We start from the raw sequence: 18,674 nt of genomic DNA on the forward strand, positions 1-18,674 counted from the left end.
GCCTGGATATCAACAATCTTTCAGTAGATGTAGACGATCGCGTTCTCGCCGCCGGTGCAGGTGACCAGGCCGTCGCGGGTGGTGCAGTCCATGGTGTATTCCCGCTGCGTGGTGGGGCTGAACGCGGTGATCTGGCGGGTGCCGTCGGTATCGGGTCCCGCGCTATAGGCCTTGCGGAGTTCCTCGGCGAATTCGCATGAGGTGACGCCGCTGCCGATCGCGGAATAGGTGAAACGGCCGGCGGGCGGGTACTTGGTGGCGCATCCGGTGGCGGTGGCGGGCACCGGCGCGAGCGTCGGAGCGGCGGGCCGATTGGTGAACGCGTCCCGATTCAGCCAGCCGAGGACGCCCGCGAGTGCAATCGCGACGACGAAGAGCGCACCGACCATTCGGAACCGGTCGGCTCGGGACCGACGCTTGGATGTGGCCGGAGCGGACAGGCTTTCCGATTCTGCGGCCACCGGTGTTCGGTCAGCTTCCGCGCGTTCGACGCGATCATGGCTCGGCGCCTGGACTCGGTGCGGCTCCCGGCGAGCCGGTTCGCTCCGATGGTCCGACTGCTCGTCCGGCTCACGGCTCGACTCCAGCCGCTCGCCCGGCCTGCGGTTCGACTCCGATTGTCGCTCCGGCACGCGGCTCGACTCCGGCCGTCGCTCCGGCACGCGACTCGACTCCAGCCACTGGCCCGGCCCGCGACTCGGTCCCGACTCCCGGCCCGGCACGCGGTTCGACTCCGGCCGCCAGTCCGGCTCACGACTCGGTTCCGCTCGCCAGTCAGGCTCACGACTCGACTCCGACCACTGGCCCGGTCCGCGACTTGGTTCCGACTGCTGGCCCGGCCCACGACTCGACTCCGGCCGCACGATCCGGCTCGACCCACGCTGTCTCTGTTCCGGTGCCGACTGCCGCGGAATCGCGTCCGTCGGAAGAGCATTCGCGAGCAACGCGGGCCCGACGTTCGGAAACACCACCGTGGGTGGCGCTTTGGGCGGCACGGCACCCATGCGGTCGGTCGGCAATTCGGTGACCGCGACGATCGCGCGGCCGGTGAGCGCCGATTTCGCCGCCGATGCCAGCCCACCCGCGGTCGAGTAGCGGTCCGTGGGTCGCTTCGCCATCCCCCGCGCGATCACCTCGTCCAGGGCGGCGGGCACGCCTGGCCGGACGGCGCTGGGTCGCGGCGGCGGCGTCGAAATATGCGCGTGGATGAGCGCACTCATCGCGTCCGCCCGGAAAGGCTGGGTGCCGGTGAGGCATTCGTACAGCACGCAGGCCAGCGAGTAGACATCGGTCGTGCCGGTGACCGGACCGTTCTCGAACCGTTCCGGCGCGATGTAGCTGTAGGAACCGACCGCGGCGGCACCGGTGGCGGTCATGTCGGGATCCTGCGCCGACCTGGCGATGCCGAAGTCGGCCAGGTAGGCGAAGTCCGACGCGGTGACGAGGATGTTGGCGGGCTTGACGTCGCGGTGCACCAGTCCCTCCGCGTGCGCGGCGTCCAGCGCGGCGGCGATCTGCTCGATGATGCCGATCGCCCTGGCCGGTGTCAGCGGGCCGTCGCCGCGCAGCACCGAGCGCAGATCGTGGCCGCGGACCAGCCGCATATCGATGTAGAGCACGCCGTCGATCTCGCCCCAGTCGTGGATCGGGATGACGTGCGGTTCGGCCAGCCGCGCGGCCGCCTGCGATTCCCGCCGGAAACGCTGCTGGAATATCGGGTCTTTCGCGAGGTCGGTCGGCAACAGTTTGACCGCGACGACTCGGTCCTTCACGGTGTCGTAGGCCTCGTAGACCTCGCCCATGCCACCGCGACCGAGCAGCGAGCGCAGCTCGTATGGACCGAATCGAGTCCCGATCCTCGTCCGCGGTCCGTCCACCCCGTCACCTCCACCTCACGTGCGCGACCCGGCGCACCGCAGGCCAGGTGGCCTACATCCGATACGTCGGGATTGTCAGGGGTAGCCGTTACCCGGTCAAATCGCGGCGGATCAGGCGGGGCACCGACCGCCGGGCAGCTCGTCCAGGTGCTGGGAGACAGCGGTGGCCAGCTTGTCCAGCATCGTCATCCCGTCGGAGAACGCGCCGGAATCCGCCTGTGCGGCGAACGCGATCGCGATCTGTCCCGACGGTGTCGAGAGCAACCCGAACTGCCGGACCAGGTACGCGCCCGCGGCGTTCGGGCCCCAGCCGCCCTTGAATTCGGCGCCGGTGAAGGCGCCGAGCCCCCAGCGCTGGGCAGGCTGGACCTGTTCCATCAGGTCGATGACGGCGTCGGACTGCGGCAGGCAAGGCAGCCGTGAGGCGAACCGGACCTGTTCGGCGAGTGACCATTCCGCCTGACCGAACGCCGAATGGTCGGGCCTGGTTCGGCTGGCGGGCACGGTGGTTTTGGTGTCGCCGCCCTCGCGGAGCACCGACTGCACGGCCTGGGCCGCCTCCTGACCGGTGCCCAGTGATTGCCACAACGTCTCGGCGGCGGCATTGTCGGACGCGGTGATCGCCGCCGTCGCGGCATAGGTGGAGGTGCCCGCGTTGCGGCGCAGTGCGGCAATCGTCAACGGCACCTTCATCGTCGACCAAGCGGGGCCGGTGGTCCAGTCACCGAAGCTGACCACCTGGTCGCCGCCGACCGGCATGATCGCCATGCCGAGATGTCCGCGCACACCGGCCTGCAACTCGGCGACGCTCGCCGCCAGGGTGCCGGGGACGGTGATGGACAGACCCTTTTGGTCCGCGTGCGACGCGGCCTCGGTAATGCTGGTCTCATCCGACGTCGAATGGTCGGTACCGGAACCGCATCCGGCCACCAGGAATACGGCTAATGCCGCACAGCTCAATGCTTTTCGCACCCGAGCCGCACGGAATCGATCAATATACATACACCACCGCGTTTTCGCCGCCACTGCACGTGACGAGCTGGCCTTCGCTGAGGCAATTCATCGTGTAGGTCCGGCCGGTGACCGGGCTGGTGGCCACCACTGTGCGCGGCGCCTCTCGCGAAACATTCTGCGAGGTACTGGTCTGGGCGTACACCCGGCGGACTTCCTCGGCGAACGCGCAGGTCGTCGCGGCGGAGCCGGTGGCGGACTTGCTGAACCCGCCGGATGCCGAATCGCCTTGGCTGCACGGCTTCGCACCGGCGGGCAGAGTGACCGTGGTCGGCTTGGCCGGGGTGGAGGTGACCGGCGGTGCCGATGACGTGCCCGGTGTCGTGGCCTGCGGGGCAGCAGTCGGCGCGGGAGCGCCCGCATGCTGGTCGGACGTCGGCGCGACCTTCGTGGAGCCGAATACCTGCCAGCCGACCGCACCGACTACCGCGATCACGACGATCGTGGCGACCGCGACCAGAATGGGCAGCACGATGGATCGCCGCTTGCCCGTGTCGTCGTACGGGTCTTCCTCGGGTCCGTAGTCCGCGTAGTCGTCCGCGTAGCCCTGGCCCTGGTACTCGCCTCGGTTCGCGTAGTTGCTCTGCGGCGGATAGTCGGGACGCGCATGGCCGCCGTGGTCGGAATACGCTGCGGGGCCGGAATACTCGTCAGGCGCGGAATACGCTTGTGGCGGAGAGTATGCGGCGGGGGCCGAATAGGCCTGGGTGGCCGAGTAATCGGCTGGATAGTCGTCGTGGACCGGGGGCGGCTGGTAACCCTGCGCATCCGGGAATCGCCGGGTCTCGTACTCCTGAGCGTCGAAATACGCTTGCCCGTCCGGGTAGGGCTGCTCCGCCGAATACGCCTGCGCGCCGGGATGTTCCGGATAACCCTGATTCGGCGGGTGCTCCGAATACGCCTGGGGAGATTCTGGATAACCGTAGGCCCCGGGCTGGTCCGAGTACGCCTCCGCCTTGGGGTGCTCCGCGTGCGGCTGTGCCTCGAACCCTTCGGAGTACGCTTGCGCCCCTGGCTGGTCCGGGTACGACTGTGCGCGGGTCTCCTCCGAGTACGACTGTGCTCCGGACTCCTCCGGATACGACTGACCCCCGGACTGCTCGGGGTACGCCTCAGCCCCTGGCCGATCCGAATAAGCCTGCGCCCCATACTGCTCCGGGTACGGCTGACTCCCAGACTGCTCCGAATAAACCTGCGTCTCGAACTGATCCGAGTACGGCTGCGCACCGCTCTCCGAATACGGCGGTCCCCCAGCCTGTTCCGAGTACGCCTGTCCTCCAGATTGCTCCGAGTACAGATGCGCATCAGGAAACGGCCGTACCGGCGGCAGCGCTTGGTCCGGTGTCCACCGGGCGGGCGGCGCCAACGGCGGCACCGGCTCCTGCTGCGATGACAGCGGCGTGAACTGGGTTTCGGTCGGCCGAACCACGGTCGGCCCGCTGGGCAGGATCACCGCGGAGATCTCCCCCGTCGACTCCGGCGGCACCACCCCCGACCCGGCGGATGCGGGCGCACGGACCACCAGCATCGGTCCGGTCTGCGGCGGCACGTTGGCCGCTGGCACGCCTGCCGGTGCCGCACCCACCGGCGGCAGATTGGTCGAGGGCGCACTCGACAGCGCGTCGCGCGCGGCCATCGCCAACGCGGCCGCGGTCGGCCATCGATCGGCCGGGTCCTTGGCCATGCCCCGGCTGATCACCGCGTCCAGCCCGGCCGGAATGCCTGCCTGCTGCGCGCTCGGCCGCGGTGGCGGATCGGAGAGGTGCGACTTGATCAGCACATTCATGCTGGCCGCCGGGAAGGGAGACGCTCCGGTCAGGCACTCGTGCAGCACGCAGGACAGCGAATAGATATCCGCGCGTCCGGTGACCTGGGCGACGTCGAATCGTTCTGGCGCCATGTAGATGTAGGAGCCGACGGCCATGCCGACCACCGTGACGGCGCTGTCGCCCTCGGTGTGTGCGATGCCGAAGTCGGCGAGGTAGGCGAAATCCGCTGCCGTGACCAGGATATTCGCCGGTTTGACGTCGCGATGGATCAGCCCGCCCGCGTGCGCGGCGTCCAATGCCGAGGCGATCTGTTCGATGATGCCCACCGCGCGAACGGGACTCAGCGGCCCTTCCTTGCGTAGCAGGGTGCGCAGATCGACGCCGGGCACCAGCATCATGTCGATGAACAGCACACCGTCGATGACGCCCCAGTCGTGGATGGGGATGATGTGCGGTTCGGCAACGCGCGCGGCCGCTTGCGATTCCCGTCGGAACCGCAACTGGTAGGTCGGGTCACCGGCGAGTTCCTCGTGCAGCAGCTTGACCGCCACCACCCGGCCCTTCACCGTGTCATAGGCCTCGTAGACCTCGCCCATGCCCCCCTTGCCCAGCAGCGATCGCAATTCGTACGGCCCGAACCGTGTACCGGTTCTCGGCCCAGGTGCCTCCACCCCGTCAATCCTCCACATCCCGGGCCAGGAATGCACGCATAACTCTCGCGACGCCTGCCCGTCAAAGAGTGGATTCTCCGGGTGTCACCACCCCGTGGTCAAACGCAAACACGATCGCCGCGGCCCGATCGCGCAGCTCCAGCTTGCCGAATATGTGTCCGACATGGCTTTTCACGGTCACTTCCGAGATCCCCAGTTCGCGAGCGATCTCCGCGTTAACCCGGCCGCGGCCGATCAATTCGAGCACTTCGTACTCGCGCGCGGTCAGGTCGGAGAGCCTGGCGTTGGTCCGGATCGGGCTCGGCCGCACGGTGCGATAGGCCGTCAGCACGCGTTCGGTGACCGACGGGTCCAGCCAGGCGCCGCCGCCCGCGACCATCCGCACCGCGCGAATGAGGTCCTCGGCGGGCGAATCCTTGAGGATGAACCCGGCCGCACCGGCTCGCAGCGCACCGGACAGCAACTGGTCGTCATCGAAGGTGGTCAGCACCAGCACCGGTGGTGCTCCTTCGCGGGCGCGCAGGATGCGGGTGGCGTCGATGCCGCCGACCCGTTTCATCCGCAGATCCATCAGCACCACGTCGGGCCGGTCGGCCGCCACCGCGTCGAGCACCTCGTCGCCGTCGGCGCATTCGCTGACGACGAACCCGTCGCGGCGGCGCAGGATGCGGCGTAGCCCACCGCGCACCAGCTCCTGATCGTCGACCACCAGGACGGTGACCGCGTCCTCGGCGCCCGCGGGCGATGCGGCTGTCACAGAGCCTCCCGTGTCGTCGACGCACCGCCGTGCGGCACACCGGGCCAAGACGTGCAAGCGAATCCGCCGCGGACCGGAGCCAGCGGAATGGACGCGCGGACCGACCAGCCACCGTCGTGCTGGCCCGCGAGCAGTCGGCCGCCGAGCAGTTCGGCGCGCTGCGTCATCCCCGAGATCCCCATCCCCTTGCCCGGCTGCGCGGGCACACCGGCGGGCAACGTGTTGTCGACGGTCAACGTCACCGCCGCGGCATCCACCGCCACCCGGACGGACGCGGATGCACCCGGCGCGTGTTTGACGACGTTGGCCAGCGACTCCTGACCTATTCGATACAGCGCGAGCCCGACCGCGGGCGAGACCGCGCGCAGGTCGTCGGGGCACACATAACGCACATCGAGTCCGGCCCGCACGAAATCGCCGACCAGGCCCGCGATGTCCTCGACGCCCGGTTCCGGCGCCTGTTTGGACGGCCGCGCGTCGAGCAGGCCGACGGTGCGCCGGATATCGGCCATCGCCTGGCGGCCGAGCTGCTCGGCCTCGGTGAGCGCGTCCACCGCCTCGTCGACTTCGCGATCGGTTTGCAGCGCGCGCCGCGCCGCGGTCAGATGCAGCAGGGTGATGCTCAGCGAATGCGCGATCACGTCGTGCACCTCGCGGGCGATCCGCCTGCGCTCCTCGTCGGCCGCCTGTGCCGCCCTGATGTTCTGGAACCCGCGCTCCTGATACAGGAATCGGCGCTGGTATTGCAGCATCACCCCGGCCATCCAGCCGAATGCGACGCTGACCAGATAGCTCGGCAGGCCTTGCAGATGCCCGTTCGCCTCGAAGACCACCAGTTCCACCATCATCGCGACGGCGGTCGGCACGCTGATCCGCTTCGGCGCGATCGCCGACACCTCACCGGCCGCGGCCACCAAAATGAACGGCGCGAGGTCCGGCGAGACGGGCTGGGCGAGGAACAGCGCCTCGGCCGCCATCGCGAACAGCCCGAGCGTCACCGGCCTTGGCATCACGCCAAGGAAGGCGTACATCGGTCCGAAGGCGGAGGTCAACAGCACGGCGAAGATCGGAAGGGCGGTCGGAAAGTAGCTGTGCCGCTGGACCGCCGCCGCGATGGCGACGATGAGCAGTGCCAGATCCACCGTGATGATCACCGACGGCGGGTAATCGAAGGGCAGTTCCTCGACCCGGCGCTGGAACGAGACCACCGGCTGCCGCGCGAATTCGACGATGCGATCCCGCGACTGCCGCAGGTAGACCAGCACGCGCCGGAACCCGCGGGTCACCGGCCCGCCGGCCGGGGCGGAGACGCCGATCACACCCATGGCGTAAGGCTAACCGCCCGATACCGGCCCGTGCATCGTTCCGGAAGCGGTCTGCTTCTCCTACCGTGGGTGGAGATCAATTCGGGTCCCTGGCACGACGACAGCCCGACCGGACCGTCCGTAACGTGAGTCGTAGCGTCACACGAAAGGCAAGGGTCATGTCCTGGGAAGAACAGCACGCCCGTACCGAAGTTGTGCACACTGTCCTCGCCCGCGCCGCCGTCGACCCGGCAGATCCGCACCTGTTCACCGACCTCCCGGGGCTGGAGCGGCTGTTCGGTGACGCGGACGGGCTGTTGCTCGCCTTGCGCTATCGCTGGAATATTCACCTCGACGCGAAGCTGGATCAGGCGCTGGCCCAAGGACAGTCGGTGCTCGAGGCGTATCTCGAGCTGGCCGCCGAGCAGCCGGTGCTGCGCGCGGTGCTCGATGCCCAGTATCGTCGCCGCCACCACGCGCCGGAAGTCATGGCGCGGTAGCGCGCTACGAGAGACGAACAACTGGTGACTGATCGAACAGAGTGGGGGCCAACGATGTCCAATCCGGCAATGCTCGAATTAACCGGTGTGACCAAGGAATATCGGGTCGGTGGGCAGACGGTACGCGCGCTCGACGACATCAGTCTGCGCATCGAACCGGGCGAATTCACCTCCATCATCGGGCCTTCCGGTTCCGGTAAGAGCACACTGCTCCACCTGCTCGGCGCGCTGGACACCCCGGATTCGGGATCGATCCGATTCCAGGGCAACGAGATCGCCACCCTGGACGACGAGAGCCAGTCCGAGTTCCGGCGGCATCGCGTGGGGTTCATCTTCCAGTTCTTCAACCTGCTGCCCACCCTGTCGGCGTGGGAGAATGTCGCGATCCCGAAGTTGCTGGACGGCACCGGGTTACGCAAGGCCAAGCCGCACGCGCTGGAACTGCTCGACCGGGTCGGGCTGAGCGATCGGGCGAACCATCGTCCGGCCGAGCTGTCCGGCGGCCAGATGCAGCGGGTCGCGGTGGCAAGGGCGATGATCATGGATCCGCCGCTGATCCTGGCCGACGAGCCCACCGGCAACCTGGATTCCAAGACCGGGGCATCCATCCTCGAATTGCTCGGCGAGATAGCCGGATCCGGCAACTCGGTGGTGATGGTGACCCATGACATGGGCGCGGTGGCCTACTGCGACCGGGCGGTTACCTTGCGCGACGGCCGGATCGGCTCCAACGACTCGGTCGAGCGATCGGTCAACGCATGATCGGCGCCGCCTGGGATCGGCTGCGGCTGTTCAATATCGGCGAACTGCTCGTGCACCGCGCGCGGACCATGATGTCCCTGGTGGTGATGGGAGTGTCGGCGGGCCTGCTGGTGGCGGTGTTGAGCATCTCCGGCTCGGTCACCGGATCGGTGGACCGGCTTACGCAGAGCTTGGGCGGACGTGCCGCGCTCGAGGTCACCGGCGTCACCGACGCGGGTTTCGATCAGCAACTGCTGCAACGGATCGCGACCACACCGGGCGTCGACAAGGCCGTGCCGATGCTGCGTTCGCAGATCGGCGTCGGCGCCGACCGGGCGCTGCTGATCGGCGCCGACGCGAATATCAGCGCGCTGGGCAGCGCGCTGGCCGGGCCGGTCACCGCGCAGGCGGGCAAGCTGCTCACGGTGCCCAACGGCGTCCTGGTCGGCGCGGGCATGGGCTACGCGGAGGGCGAGCAGTTCCCCCTCGGTTCCGGAACCGTCACCGTCGCGGGCGTTCTCGACAAGGACACCTCGAAACAGCTCAACGACGGCCACCTCATCGCGGCGCCGCTCGGGCTGGCCCAGAAGGTCACCGGGCGGATCGGCCGGCTGGATTCCATTCAGGTGATCCCCGCGCAAGGCACTGCGGTCGAGACGTTGCGTGCCGACCTGACCAGAGTCGTCGACGGTCGCGCGGTGGTCGCCGAGCCCAGTCTGCGCACCGCGCAAGCCGGTAGCGCGATCCAGCTCGTGCGCTATTCGACAACAATGGCTTCGGCAGCGGCACTGATCGTTTCGGCGTTCCTCATCTACAACGCGATGAGCATGGCGATCGCTCAACGCAGGCCCATGCTTTCGCTGCTGCGCGCCATCGGCGGCAAGCGCGGACCGATGGTGCGTGACCTGCTGGCCGAGGCGGCGCTGCTCGGCGTGCTCGGCGGCGCGGTGGGCGCGGTGATCGGGATCTTCATGGGGCGCATCGCGATCGGTCAACTGCCCGCCGCCGTCATGTCGTCCGTGGAGGCCCGCACGGAATATATGGTGCCCGGTTACGCGATCCCGGCCGCGATCTTCGCCTGTGTGGTCGCCAGCGTGACCGCCGCGGGGCTCGCCGCGCGCCAGGTGTACCGGGTGGAGCCCATCGAGGCGCTGGTCCCGGTCGGCGTCGGCCGGGTCGACACGGCGAGCCCGCTGCTGCGGTGGGCCGCGATCGTGGCGGGCCTCGGGCTTGCCGCGCTATCGATCGCGATCGCCGAGCTCGACCTCGGCCGCTATTCGCTGGCCGCCATTTCCACCTCGTTCGTCGCGGCCGTGATGATCTGTTTCGCCGCGACCGGGCCACTCGTCCGGGTCGCCGCGGCGACCGCACGCCTATTCGGTGCGCCGGGCGCCCTCGGCGCGACCACCCTCGAACGGGCGCCGCGCCGGGTGTGGGCGACCGCGATGACGGTGATGATCGGCGTGGCCGCGACGGTCGCCATGAGCGGAGCGTCGCGCAATATGGTCGATTCCGCCACCATGACCTTCAAAGACCTCGCCAGGAGCGATGTCTACATCAGCCCCGCCTCGCTGGCGCAGTTCCCGACCGGTCCGCTACTGCCCGCCGGGCTGGCCGACCGGATAGCCGAAATGCCGGGGGTCGCCGAGACGAGTCCGGCGCAGATGGCGTTCTCCACCCTCGGCAGCGGACGGGTGATGCTGCAGGGCTTTCCGCCCAACGCGCGCGAAACCCGGATGCGGATGCTGGACGACACGGTGGTCGCGCGATTGTCCGCCGGTCAGGGGGTGGCGATCTCGCGAGATGTGGCCCGGTCCCTCAACGTGGACGTCGGCGCCCAGTTGACCTTGCCGACCCCGACCGGCGAGCACACCGTGACTGTGCTGCAAGTGATTCCGTACTTCTCCGCCATCGCGGGCGTCGTCATGATGGACCTCGACCTGATGCGTCACTGGTACGAACGACCCGGCGAAACGATCGTCTCGGTCAATATCGAGGACGGCGCGGACCACGCCGCCGTGCTGGCGGCGATCCGGCAACTCGTTCCGCCGGAGATCCACGTGGACACCGGACCGAACACCGTCGTCTCGGCCGCCTCCAGCATTCGGCAGGGGTCGGCGATGAGCAACGCCATCCTCTGGATCGTGGTGTTGGTGGCCACCGTGGCGCTGTTGAACACCTTGATGCTGTCGGTGCTCGAACGCCGCAGAGAGCTCGGCGTGTTGCGGGCCATGGGAACCAGCCGCAAGTTCCTGATGCGGTCGGTGCTCGCCGAAGCGGCCGGGATCGGATTGACCGGCGCGGCACTGGGTCTGGTCGTCGGCATCGCCGTGCAGTACCTGGCCACCGTCGCCATCGCGCACGCGCTGACCATCGATGTCGTCTACCAGCCGAGCCCGATGCTGCTGGTCTACGGCTCGGTCGCGCTCGGGTTGGCATTGCTCGGCTCGATCCCGCCCGCACTGCGCGCGGGCCGGATGCCGATCGTGGAGGCGCTGGCCGTCGACTGAATCGCGCTGCCTACAACGGCAAGTCGGTGAACCAGGCCTTGAACTTCTGCTGGGTCAGCCCGAAGCCGGAGTCGGGCTGACTGTCGGTGAGTGTCACCTTGGCGAAGAACAGGTAATTCGCGCGCGCCGGATCGGATTCGAAGCTCACCACCAGGAAGCCGTCCGGGAAACCGCCGCCCGCCTGTTCCCACCGATGGGTGGTGTACGACTTGCCGCCGTTGCGCTCGGTCGCCTTGGTGTTCGGCGGCAGGTCGCGCACCGCCGCCTTGGCGTCCTCGGGCGACTTGAAGGCGACCGCGATGAAGTCGGGTTCGTTGATCGGCACGCCCCAGCAGTTCCAGGCCGTCTGCCACTTCGGGAAGGCGGGCACGTCGTTGTCGCTGGAGATCTTGTCGCCCGCCTTGACGGTGTCCAGGAAGCAGGTTTTGTCGTGATAGCCCTCGCCGCTCCCGATTCCGTAGGTGGTGTCGACGCCCTGCGGGAGCACCTTCGGGAACGCCTTGGCGAGGGTCGTCGGGTCCTCGGGTGTGCCGGTGCTCGCGGCCGAGGTCTTGCCCGAATCCGCCGGTGACGACGCATCCGAACCGTCCGCCGTCGCCAGCACGACCCCCACGACGACGAGCACGATCACGACGATCAGGCTGAGCACCACGATCAAGCCGGTGTTCGAGCGCCGGGCAGGACCGGGCTGGACCGGGTAGCCCGGCCCCGGCTGCTGTCCGTAACCCATCCTAGGCGGACCCTGCGGCGGGAAGGCCTGTCCAGCACCGGAGTTCGGCGACGAGTAGCCACCGACCTGATTGTTCGAGGGGAACGACTGTCCGCCGACCGAGTTCGCCGGAGCCGGGTAGCCGCCGCCGGAAGACGGGAACTGTTGCCCGACAGCGGCGTTCGACTCGTACTGCGGTGGCGTCGCGTATCCGGCGGCGGCGAGCGGCGTCGCGTACGCGGGCGCCGACCCCGGGTACGCACCCTGCGCCATCGGCGGTTGGGCGAGCACCGTCGGGGCGGGCTGCGGGGTGTACTGCGGCACGACGGGCAACGGTGGCAGCTGTCCGGTGAGCGCTTGCCGTGCGGCGCTGGCGAATTCGACGCAGGACGAGAACCGCTGGTCGGGCCGCTTCGCCATCGCCACCGCGATCACCGCGTCCATCGCGGGTGCCAGACCGGCCCGCCGCGCGGCCGCCGACGGCGGTTGCAGTTGCAGGTGGCCGCGGATGATGTCGGCCGGGGCGGGCGCGTCGAACGGCGCCATCCCGGTCAGCAGCCAATACAGCGCGCAGGCCAGCGAGTACTGATCGGAGCGGTGATCGAGATGCGCGCCGGTCATCTGTTCCGGCGAGGCATAGGCAAGCGTCGCGGTGAACATGCCGGTCTGCGTCAGATGCGTGGAATCCTCACGCAGCCTGGCGATTCCGAAGTCGGTGAGAAAGACCCGCTCGCGTTGGCCGCCGCTGGCGCGGGCCAGCATGATGTTCGCGGGTTTCACATCACGATGCAGCACCCCCATGCCGTGCGCGTAATCCAATGCCGCGGCGACGCCTTCGATGATCTGCACAGCCCGCTCCGGTGGCATGTTCTGCGGGTTCACCGCCGCCGCGTCGACACCATCGACGTACTGCATGGAAATCCACAGCTGATCGTCCTCGGTGCCGCGGTCGTACACCGCGACGATATTGGGATGATCGAGTTGCGCGGCCAGATCGGCCTCCCGCTCGAACCGTGCCCGTACCTCGGTATCGGTGAACAGCTCGCGGTTGAGTAGCTTGAGCGCGGTTTGCCGTGGCAATCTGGGATGGCGGGCCAGGTATACCGATCCCATGCCACCTTGCCCGAGCAACTTCTCGATGGTGAACCCGGCGAATACCTCACCGCTGGTCAGCAACACGTCCCCTTCAGGTAGACCGCGGCGTCCGGATGTCACCTCCGAGCGCGTCATACAGAGCTTGGAGCATAACCGGTAACCCCGTAGCCACGCGGTTTCGAATTCTTCGGGAAGATCGGCAAAACTATGGAGGAGACATCACCGTCACGTCAACGTTCCATGGCGCGTTCATGATGTCCTCACGCCCGATTACCGATCGGGTCGATCCAACAAGCTAAATTTTGCACCGCCGACAAACAGCGATCACACGCATGGTGGTGGGGAGGACGCGTGGTGAAGTCGACGGGAAGAGGTGCTGCGTTGCGCTCGGTACTACGCGGCACCGCCGTGGTCACATTGATCGGGCTCACCTCCTGCTCGCTGCTCCCCGGCGACCGGCACCCCGCCGAGCGGCCTGCCGTCATCGTCGACACCGCAGGATCTTTCCGTCCGGGACTTTCGGTGTCCATCCCCGATTCGCTGGCCGCCGATTTCACCCAGTTGCAGCCCAAACTCGGCGGTCAAGTCGGCTTGGCGGTGATGCCGGTCGGCGGCGGCCGGATGACCATTTTCGGCGACTGGACCAGCGGCATCGCCTGGTCGACCATCAAGGTCCCGCTGGCGATCGCGGCGCTGCGGCACGACCAGGACCCCGGCATCTTCGATGTCGCCGAGGCCGCCATCACCGTCTCCGACAACGGCGCGGCCGAGACGCTGTGGGAATCGCTCGGCGACGGCCTGGAAGCCGCCCAGGCGGTGCAGGACGTACTCGACGAGGGCGGTGACTCCACCACCGGCGTCGCCGGACCGCGAACCAGGTTGGACTACACGGCCTTCGGGCAGACCGAATGGACGCTGGCCAATCAGGTGCGGTTCGCCTCGCGGCTGCCGTGCCTGCCGGACACCTTCCGGGTGACCGAGCTCATGTCCGAGATCATCCCCGACCAGGCATGGGGGCTCGGCACCTTGCCGGGTGCGGCATTCAAGGGCGGCTGGGGCCCGGACGACGACACCGGCATCTACACGGTGCGCCAGTTCGGTGTGGTGCCGACCCAATCCGGGATGGTCGCCGTCGCCCTTGCGGCGCAGGCCGATTCGGGGACCTACGACGACGCCACCGCCATCCTGAGCCGCCTGGCCGGGCTGCTCGGCAGGCATCTGACCGAGTTGCGCGGCGGGACCTGCACGCACTGAGCGCCGGTCGGCTGAATCAGCCGGGAGTGACCAGCCCGGATTCGTAGGCCAGCACCACCGCTTGCGCGCGGTCGCGCAGGTTCAGCTTCGAGAAGACCTTGGAGACATGCGTTTTCACGGTCTGCTCGGCGACGAACAGGGATTCGGCGATCTCGGTGTTGGACATGCCCTTGGCGATCAATTCCAGCACTTCCCGCTCCCGCGGCGTCAGCGAGGCCAACGCGGGCGTCGGCTTCGCGCGGGTGGCGGAGCGGCGGCGGGTGACGTCGGCGATGAGCCGGCGGGTGACCGTCGGCGCCAGCAGGGCCTGGCCGTCGGCGACCACGCGGACCGCGCGGACGAGTTCTTCGGCGGGTGCGTCCTTGAGCAGGAAGCCGCTCGCGCCGAGGCTCAGCGCTTCGTAGACGTAGTCGTCGATGTCGAAGGTGGTGAGCATCAGCACCCGCACCGGCGGCTCGAACCCGGCGGCCAGGATGTGGCGGGCCGCGTCGAGTCCGTTCATTTCCGGCATCCGCACGTCCATCAGGACCACGTCGGGACGCAGCCGCTTGGCCTCGGCCACCGCGATCTTTCCGTCCGGAGCGTCGCCCACCACGCTGATGTCGGGCTGGGCGGCGAGCAGGGCACCGAAACCCTGCCGCACCATTGCCTGGTCATCGGCGATCAACACGGTTATCGGCACCGCCATACCCTAGTGGGACGAGCACTTGGGGGCCAGACGGCTCAGTTAGCGGCTTGACCGAGCAGGACCGGGTCGAGTGTCGTCGTCTGGCTCAGCGGGAGCCTGGCGTGTACTTCGAAACCGCCGTCGGGATGTGGACCTGCGGTGAGGTCGCCGCCCGCGGCGAGGGCGCGGGCCTGCATGCCCGCGATGCCGTGGCCGCCGTTGCCGACCGGGCGGGCGACGGTGGCGGTGGGGCCGTTACGAACAATGAGCTCCACCAACGGGCCGACCCGCAGATGCACCTGGACGGCCGCTTCCGGGGCATGCCGGGACGCATTGGACAGCGACTCCTGGGTGATCCGATACAACGCGAGCCCCGCGGTGTCGGGGACGGTCTCCAGCAAGCCGTCGATCGTCCAGGCGATCCGCACGCCCGCCCGCAATGCGCCCTCGAACAGGGCCGGCACATCCGTAGCCTTGGGCTGTGGCGTGTGCTCGGGGGCCTGCCCGTCGCTGCGCAGCACGCCGAGCATGCCGCGGATTTCGTTCAGCGCCTCGCGGGCGGTGGCACCGATGGATTCGAATTCGGCCCTGGCGGCCGGGGTTACGTCCGCGACCCGGTAGGGCGCGGTCTGGGCCTGCACCACCACCAGCGACATGTGATGCGCCACCACGTCGTGCAGGTCGCGCGCGATGCGGGCCTTCTCCTCCAGAATGGCCCGGCGCGCCCGCTCGACCTCGTTCTCCTCTTCCTGGCGCACCAACTGCTGGCGCGACAGCACGAGCCACCGCACAAGCAGCCCGAACAGCACCACCGCACCGAGTGCGATCGGCCAGCCCCATGCCGAACTCCCCAGGTCGCCGCTGGACATCGTGGTGCCGAGCAGCAGCGATGTCGCTACCCAGGCCACGCCGATGATCGGCACCGTCGCCCGCACCGCCACCGCGAACAGCAGCGCGAACAGGCACAGGATGTGCACGACCTGGATCGGCAACTCGTTGTTCGGCTGGTTCGGAATCGCCAGCGAGATGAGCATCCCGGAACCCGCCGAGATCGCCCAGCCGAGCGAAGGATTGATCCGGATGAGCAGGATCGGGAACGCGGCCAGTGCCGCGATGAACGGCTGCACGGCGATCGGCACCGTATGGGTGAGATGCAGCGTCGGCCACGCCACCGCGTAGAAGATGAGGGCGACGAGCACCGTGACGGCGTCGAACCACATCCGCCCGCTGAACTGTTTGGTCCGGGCACGGATCTGCTGCTTCATACCTACGACACTAGAAAGTCCAGCGTGCTGCCACGTCATACCCCCGGGTGATTTCGCACCCCGTACCCAGGTGCGAGGCGGCGACCGAGCTCACCCGGCGGCACCGCCCCGGAAACCGGTCCCCGGCGTGAGGCCCGCGAGCGGGGTGCGTTCCTAGCGTCTAGATCATGAGCACACCGACCAACGCAGGGCCCGCAACGGCGCGGCCCGCACAGGCCGCAGGCGCCTCCCCTTCTCCTTCCGCCACGACCGGTTCCGCGACGCGGCGGGCCGCCGCACTCACCGCGGCGGCATTGACCACCATGGCGGCCACCGTGTTCCTCGCGCCCGCGCCGCATGCCGTCGCCGCGAGTGCGTCCGCGCCGGTCGAGAGTGCCGAGGCAAGGGCGGCGGTCACGGAGCTGACCTCGGGCGGACCCGGTTCGCTCACCGCCATTCCGGACGACTTCTCCGCCCAGTTCGGCTACCGGCCGAGCACCGTCGGCGGACTTGTGGTGAATCCGCGGGGTGACTGCTCGTCCCCGGTGACGCTGCCCGTGGAGTTCGAGACCGCGTGCAAGGCGCACGACCTTGGCTACGACCTACTGCGCTACGCCGAGCAGCGCGGCGAACCGCTCGGCCCGTGGGCACGACAGGCACTCGACAGCACCCTCGATCGGCACATGCACGAATCCTGCGACACGCGGACCGATCCGTTCTCCCGGGCTCGATGCAACGCCATGGCCGCCATCGCGAGCACCTTCGTGGATCTGAATTCGCGCCGCCAGGGCTACGGTGCGCCGGTCGCCGAATCGGTGCTCGGTGCGGCCGAAACCGATTCGGCCACCAGTTGGCAGTTGCTGGGGGTCCTCGGTGCGGGGGTGGCCGGACTCGGTGCGGCGCTCACGATGCGGAACAAGCGGCGGGTGGCGCAGCCGGTCGCCGGTTCGACACGGACGATGAACAGCACTGCGGTACTGGGGGTTCAGGGATGACCAGCACACTGCCGAGATCGAGCAAGTCCTCGCGCGCCGACGAGACTCGGGCCGACGCGGTTGTCCCTCGGCTGACATCCGGTCGGCAAGCAACACTCTCGTCCCACGCGCTGGCGCCAGCGCGTTCGATGGACACAGCCTTCGACACCGATCGCACGCGGAACCGAATTCCGTTGCGACGCCGCGGGCGCCGACTAGTCACCGCGACATCGACTGCGGTGCAGGGTCTCTCGCGTCCACGCATCGGGACGACGCTGGCGATCGGAGCGGGCACCCTGATGTCGCTTGCCCCAGGACTATTGCCGCGGACGCCGGGTGCGCAAGCGATACTGACCGGGTTGCTCGTCGCCCTCGCATTGGGGATCGCGGGAATCGTTCGATTCGCGGTGCGGCGCTGGGACTTCGACATCAATCGCCGCCTGCCGCGGGTCCGGCTGCCGTTGCTGATCGCGACCTCGACGGTGATTGCCGGTGCGGCGGTGCTGGCCGAGCATTGGCAGAACCGGCTGCGCGAGGCCATGAGCACCCCACCGATCGGGGCGGACTATTGGGTGCGATGGGCGATCGAGGCGGTGCTGATCGTCGGTGTGCTAGTGGGAATCACCCGGGCGGTGGGCTGGGTGCTGCGCAAATTGGGTTGGGCGCGTGGAGTTTCGCTGGGTGCGGCCGCGGCGGCGCTGATGTACTTCGTGGCGGCGCCGACCGTGGTGGGCTGGCGGCAGTCCTCGTATGCCGGTGCCAACGCGGTACTGGATCCAGCTCTGGTGCAGCCGGTCTCGGAGACCAGGTCGGGTAGTGCGGAGTCGGCGGTGAGCTGGTCCTCGCTCGGTGCGGAGGGACGCAAGTTCGTCAGTGGCGCTCCGGCAGGCCCGATCCGGGTCTACGTCGGCGTCGAATCGGCGCCGAATCTGGAATCGCGTGTCGCGCTGGCCGTTCGGGAGCTGGAACGCTCCGGCGCCTTCGATCGGTCGAACCTGGTGGTGATGGTGCCGACCGGTTCGGGCTGGATCGACGGCAATGCGGTGCGTGGCTTCGACCAACGGTTCGGCGGCGATGTCGCCCTCGTCGGCTTGCAGTACTCGTACGCACCCAGCTGGGTGACCTTCGTCTTCGGCCGCGACGAAGCGGCCGATGCCGCACGGGCACTGTTCACCGCCGTCGAAGCTCGGATCCGCACGCTCGACCACAAGCCCAACCTCTACCTCTATGGTCAGAGTCTCGGCGCCCTCGGCGGCAGTTCGGTCTTCGCCGACGACGCGGACCAGGACCGCCGCACCTGCGGCGCGCTATGGGCCGGACCACCCGCCGGACAGGTGCACCGCGCAGGCGCGACCGTGCTGGCCAACAGCTCCGACCCGGTGATCCACTGGTCCCCCGCCCTGCTGTGGCGCGCACCCGACCTGACCGGTGCCCGCCTGGATGCGCCACTGCCGCAGTGGCTTCCGGTGGTCAGTTTCGTGCAGACGACGGCCGACCTGCTCGCCGCCCTGAACGCACCCGCCGGGCACGGCCACCGCTACGGCACCGACCAGGGCACCGCGATGGGCACCTGCTGACGTAGAACATGTTC

The 18,674-nt window shown here is 68.5% G+C and carries 14 protein-coding genes; 6 read left to right on the forward strand and 8 right to left on the reverse strand.

The genetic code is table 11. The features are described from left to right. Positions 1 to 20: 20 nt before the first annotated feature. The 5 genes from KV110_RS30890 to KV110_RS30910 form a co-directional block, all read right to left on the reverse strand. The gene (locus KV110_RS30890; RefSeq protein WP_218470698.1) at positions 21 to 1,877 is read right to left on the reverse strand and encodes a protein kinase domain-containing protein; all 1,857 of its coding nucleotides are present in this window, start codon (positions 1,875 to 1,877) and stop codon (positions 21 to 23) included. A gap of 111 nt (positions 1,878 to 1,988) precedes the next feature. Continuing rightward, the gene (locus KV110_RS30895) at positions 1,989 to 2,879 is read right to left on the reverse strand and encodes a hypothetical protein (protein ID WP_246634092.1); all 891 of its coding nucleotides are present in this window, start codon (positions 2,877 to 2,879) and stop codon (positions 1,989 to 1,991) included. After that, positions 2,869 to 5,253: a serine/threonine-protein kinase gene (locus tag KV110_RS30900; RefSeq protein WP_423710056.1), complete on the reverse strand. Its 2,385-nt coding sequence runs from the start codon at positions 5,251 to 5,253 to the stop codon at positions 2,869 to 2,871. Before KV110_RS30900 ends, KV110_RS30895 begins: the two co-directional genes overlap by 11 nt. A 136-nt stretch (positions 5,254 to 5,389) precedes the next feature. After that, entirely contained in the window at positions 5,390 to 6,085 is a 696-nt protein-coding gene (locus KV110_RS30905) for a response regulator (RefSeq protein WP_218470700.1), read from the reverse strand. Beyond that, complete coding sequence (locus tag KV110_RS30910) at positions 6,082 to 7,410, reverse strand: sensor histidine kinase (RefSeq protein WP_218470701.1); 1,329 nt, start codon at positions 7,408 to 7,410, stop codon at positions 6,082 to 6,084. The genes KV110_RS30905 and KV110_RS30910 overlap by 4 nt, the downstream gene beginning before the upstream one ends. A 158-nt stretch (positions 7,411 to 7,568) precedes the next feature. Here KV110_RS30910 and KV110_RS30915 point away from each other — a divergent pair, with 158 nt between their 5' ends. From KV110_RS30915 to KV110_RS30925, 3 genes are all read left to right on the forward strand, one after another. Then, positions 7,569 to 7,889 (forward strand): hypothetical protein, encoded by a 321-nt coding sequence (locus KV110_RS30915; protein WP_218470702.1) that lies wholly within the window; start codon positions 7,569 to 7,571, stop codon positions 7,887 to 7,889. Positions 7,890 to 7,958: 69 nt separating this feature from the next. Further along, on the forward strand, positions 7,959 to 8,651 hold the full coding sequence (locus KV110_RS30920) for an ABC transporter ATP-binding protein (RefSeq protein ID WP_246634093.1): 693 nt from the start codon (positions 7,959 to 7,961) through the stop codon (positions 8,649 to 8,651). Then, entirely contained in the window at positions 8,648 to 11,140 is a 2,493-nt protein-coding gene (locus KV110_RS30925) for an FtsX-like permease family protein (protein WP_218470703.1), read from the forward strand. Before KV110_RS30920 ends, KV110_RS30925 begins: the two co-directional genes overlap by 4 nt. Positions 11,141 to 11,150: 10 nt before the next feature. Here KV110_RS30925 and KV110_RS30930 read toward each other — a convergent pair whose 3' ends face one another. Beyond that, the gene (locus tag KV110_RS30930) at positions 11,151 to 13,028 is read right to left on the reverse strand and encodes a serine/threonine-protein kinase (protein ID WP_246634094.1); all 1,878 of its coding nucleotides are present in this window, start codon (positions 13,026 to 13,028) and stop codon (positions 11,151 to 11,153) included. A gap of 297 nt (positions 13,029 to 13,325) precedes the next feature. On the opposite strand from KV110_RS30930, the gene KV110_RS30935 reads away from it, so the two are divergent. Then, complete coding sequence (locus KV110_RS30935; RefSeq protein WP_246634095.1) at positions 13,326 to 14,198, forward strand: serine hydrolase; 873 nt, start codon at positions 13,326 to 13,328, stop codon at positions 14,196 to 14,198. Between the two features lie 16 nt (positions 14,199 to 14,214). Here KV110_RS30935 and KV110_RS30940 read toward each other — a convergent pair whose 3' ends face one another. Beyond that, positions 14,215 to 14,880 (reverse strand): response regulator, encoded by a 666-nt coding sequence (locus KV110_RS30940; protein ID WP_218470705.1) that lies wholly within the window; start codon positions 14,878 to 14,880, stop codon positions 14,215 to 14,217. A gap of 41 nt (positions 14,881 to 14,921) precedes the next feature. Further along, complete coding sequence (locus KV110_RS30945) at positions 14,922 to 16,130, reverse strand: sensor histidine kinase (RefSeq protein ID WP_246634096.1); 1,209 nt, start codon at positions 16,128 to 16,130, stop codon at positions 14,922 to 14,924. A gap of 167 nt (positions 16,131 to 16,297) precedes the next feature. Here KV110_RS30945 and KV110_RS30950 point away from each other — a divergent pair, with 167 nt between their 5' ends. Together KV110_RS30950 and KV110_RS30955 are read left to right on the forward strand one after the other, a co-directional pair. Then, a complete protein-coding gene (locus tag KV110_RS30950; RefSeq protein WP_218470707.1) occupies positions 16,298 to 17,104 on the forward strand; it encodes a hypothetical protein in 807 nt (268 codons plus the stop codon). Further along, a complete protein-coding gene (locus KV110_RS30955) occupies positions 17,101 to 18,660 on the forward strand; it encodes an alpha/beta-hydrolase family protein (protein WP_246634097.1) in 1,560 nt (519 codons plus the stop codon). The genes KV110_RS30950 and KV110_RS30955 overlap by 4 nt, the downstream gene beginning before the upstream one ends. Positions 18,661 to 18,674: the final 14 nt, after the last annotated feature.

The sequence above is a fragment of the Nocardia iowensis genome (genome assembly GCF_019222765.1).
GTDB classification, from domain to species: domain Bacteria; phylum Actinomycetota; class Actinomycetes; order Mycobacteriales; family Mycobacteriaceae; genus Nocardia; species Nocardia iowensis.

Coding starts and splice junctions, on each gene's coding strand:
- KV110_RS30895 (WP_246634092.1), bottom strand. CDS start 2,879: ATGTATATTGATCGATTCCGTGCGGCTCGGGTGCGAAAAGCATTGAGC.
- KV110_RS30900 (WP_423710056.1), bottom strand. CDS start 5,253: ATGGGCGAGGTCTACGAGGCCTATGACACGGTGAAGGGCCGGGTGGTG.
- KV110_RS30910 (WP_218470701.1), bottom strand. CDS start 7,410: ATGGGTGTGATCGGCGTCTCCGCCCCGGCCGGCGGGCCGGTGACCCGC.
- KV110_RS30915 (WP_218470702.1), top strand. CDS start 7,569: ATGTCCTGGGAAGAACAGCACGCCCGTACCGAAGTTGTGCACACTGTC.
- KV110_RS30920 (WP_246634093.1), top strand. CDS start 7,959: ATGCTCGAATTAACCGGTGTGACCAAGGAATATCGGGTCGGTGGGCAG.
- KV110_RS30925 (WP_218470703.1), top strand. CDS start 8,648: ATGATCGGCGCCGCCTGGGATCGGCTGCGGCTGTTCAATATCGGCGAA.
- KV110_RS30945 (WP_246634096.1), bottom strand. CDS start 16,130: ATGAAGCAGCAGATCCGTGCCCGGACCAAACAGTTCAGCGGGCGGATG.
- KV110_RS30950 (WP_218470707.1), top strand. CDS start 16,298: ATGAGCACACCGACCAACGCAGGGCCCGCAACGGCGCGGCCCGCACAG.
- KV110_RS30955 (WP_246634097.1), top strand. CDS start 17,101: ATGACCAGCACACTGCCGAGATCGAGCAAGTCCTCGCGCGCCGACGAG.